Origin of the sequence: Pseudomonas sp. 34 E 7 (genome assembly GCF_900005715.1) — a bacterium.
GTDB classification, from domain to species: domain Bacteria; phylum Pseudomonadota; class Gammaproteobacteria; order Pseudomonadales; family Pseudomonadaceae; genus Aquipseudomonas; species Aquipseudomonas orientalis_A.
In genome coordinates, this window is sequence record NZ_CVTX01000108.1 from 1 (window position 1) to 2,231 (window position 2,231).

The following is a 2,231-nucleotide window of genomic DNA, read 5'->3' on the forward strand; positions in this document are numbered from 1 at the left end:
CGCCAGCGCCAAGTTGGCAGGCACCTGCCGCGCTGACGCCGGACAAAGCAAAAGAGATCACGGATGCCGTGGTGGTCGCCACGCGCAAGGACTGGCAGGAAGATCTGAATGAAGGTGTCGTGCCAAAAGCCAAAGCGTACGCCTTGAGTTCAGATCAAGCGCTAGTGATCATCGAAACCGGCTGTGGGGCCTACAACTGTTTCTACACTATTTACCAGGCGCCCCTGGACCACCCGGAGCAGGCGCGTGCGGCGCTGATTGCCGAAGTGCCAAACCTGCCGGAAAGAGAGCCCCAGGGCTTCGTAGAGTTTGATCCGGCCACGGGTGAACTAAGCAGTCAGGTAAGGGCGATGAGTATGGGCAATTGTGGCACTACGCTGCGCTGGCGTTACGATGGTAACGGTTTCACGCTGACGCATGCGGCTGAAATGATCCCGTGCATGGGGCTGGATCAGGTGTATTGGCCTGTGTTGTGGCGTACCCAGGCAAGCCGCTGATACTGTCGGATATCCCACCATGCTGACGTACCTGATTGATCCGTGCAGTGACACATTGGTTGCCTTGGAATGGTCAGGCCGTCGAAAGGGCAATCGCTTTTTCTAAGAAGGCTTGTAACATCTTCTCCGGTGATTGTGCCTTGTTGAAGAAGCTCGGTGCCAATTTATCAGCGTCGTTTTCAGTCCATGTCGGGTGAGTACACCGTGACGGCTCACGACGCATCCGGCGCTCAGATAAAAAAGCTCGGGACCTTCGCTGCCTAGGGCCATAACATTTACCCCATACGCAACGCCTTCTGCCTTAACGCGCCAGGGGCGACGGTGATCATTCGCGACGCCAAAACCGGCGAGGAACTGCGCAGCGAGAGTCCTTATCACTGCCGCTGACCCTGCCAGCAAACCTTCCGCTTCATCCCGAAGGCGGGCCAGGACTATGAACTGATTCTGTTGGACGGTGGCCGGTGCCTGGTCGCGTTGTAGCGCTTGAACCCGGCTGGCCAAGCTGAAAACGAGCCTGTTGAAAAGGCAGAGCTTGCGTACGTCGAGGTGCATCATATCCAGCTAGCAGGCTGGGCCAATCGCCGGAACATTCTGACGAACATAATAATTGTCGAATTCACTGCTTTCGATGAACTGGAAGCCATGGCGGGTATAAAAGCGATTGGAAGCGCTTTCCTTGAGAGCACCCACTTTAATAGGAAGCGCAGCTGCATCCGCCTCTTTGAAAATCTGCGTGAGAACAGCAGACCCCACCCCTGATCCTTGCGCGCTCGTCCTTACATACAAGTGGTCTAGCAAGAGTTCATTGTGGTGATGTTTGACCACTACGAAACCCACCCTCTCTCCAGATACCTCGATGTAACGTGTGCAGCGAGCTTCAAAACCGCCAAGAAACCGCTCCCGCGCACGGACCGGATCAAACCGCCCAACACGCTCCAGACTTTCGCGCATGGCCTCAATTCGAATAGCTACCAGATTATCCAAGTCGCTCTGTTGAGCGGGGACCAAAGTGATGGGGGAATTTTGATTGGGTGTGACGGGCATAGGGTGTGCTCCAACTACCATCCTGGGGGCTCAGTATAGAGAGCCTGACACTGATGAAGCGACCCGCATGGTATGTTCACGGCATAAATGGAGTAATGGACCCCAGGAAGGAAATTGCAATGCCAGTCGACACCCACCCAATCCGCATTCTCTCGCAACGCCTTAGTATTGAGCCCTTCTGCGAGCAGGACGCTGCTGAGTCTTTCCCTTGTCTCACACCGTCTCTGACTCGCTACATGTCCTGGGAGCCGCCTGCCTCGCTAGAAGAGTACGCGCAAGTCTGGGAGCAGTGGCTGCCTGCGATAGCGGATGGCAGCGACATCGTGTTCACGGTCAGGGAACTGGTGAGTGCCCGTTTTACCGGCTTGGTCGGGCTGCACCATACCGGCAGTGAAACACCGGAGTTAGGTATCTGGATCCGTGAAGATAAACACGGGCTGGGCTTTGGTGGTGAAGCGGTGCGGGCGGTTGTTCAGTGGGCTAGCAAGCGGGTGGCGGCAAAGCACTTCATCTACCCTGTTGCGACGCAGAACCGTGCGAGTCGACGTATTGCCGAAGCTTTGAGGGGAGTCGTCATTGAGAGGCGAATGACGGAGAAATATGATTCGGTTGTGTACCAGATACCGGGGGTTTAACTCTGGGTAACAGGTTTGCCGATTGTTGTCCTTCACGAACGGTAGAAACCGGCCA

At 55.8% G+C, this 2,231-nt stretch carries 3 protein-coding genes; 2 read left to right on the forward strand and 1 reads right to left on the reverse strand.

What is annotated here, in order from left to right:
• The coding region (locus BFP96_RS09190; RefSeq protein ID WP_139113374.1) for a DUF1176 domain-containing protein at nucleotides 1–497 on the forward strand (497 nt) is incomplete at its 5' end.
• Between the two features lie 561 nt (nucleotides 498–1,058).
• Here the strand turns inward: BFP96_RS09190 and BFP96_RS09195 are convergent.
• Nucleotides 1,059–1,541, reverse strand: a complete 483-nt coding sequence (locus BFP96_RS09195) for a GNAT family N-acetyltransferase (protein ID WP_065936064.1) — start codon at nucleotides 1,539–1,541, stop codon at nucleotides 1,059–1,061.
• 119 nt (nucleotides 1,542–1,660) lie between these two features.
• On the opposite strand from BFP96_RS09195, the gene BFP96_RS09200 reads away from it, so the two are divergent.
• Entirely contained in the window at nucleotides 1,661–2,176 is a 516-nt protein-coding gene (locus BFP96_RS09200) for a GNAT family N-acetyltransferase (protein WP_065936065.1), read from the forward strand.
• Nucleotides 2,177–2,231 lie beyond the last annotated feature (55 nt).

Bases quoted from the DNA above. Each gene is read 5' to 3' on its own strand.
- BFP96_RS09200 (WP_065936065.1), top strand. From the start codon at position 1,661: ATGCCAGTCGACACCCACCCAATCCGCATTCTCTCGCAACGCCTTAGT.
- BFP96_RS09195 (WP_065936064.1), bottom strand. From the start codon at position 1,541: ATGCCCGTCACACCCAATCAAAATTCCCCCATCACTTTGGTCCCCGCT.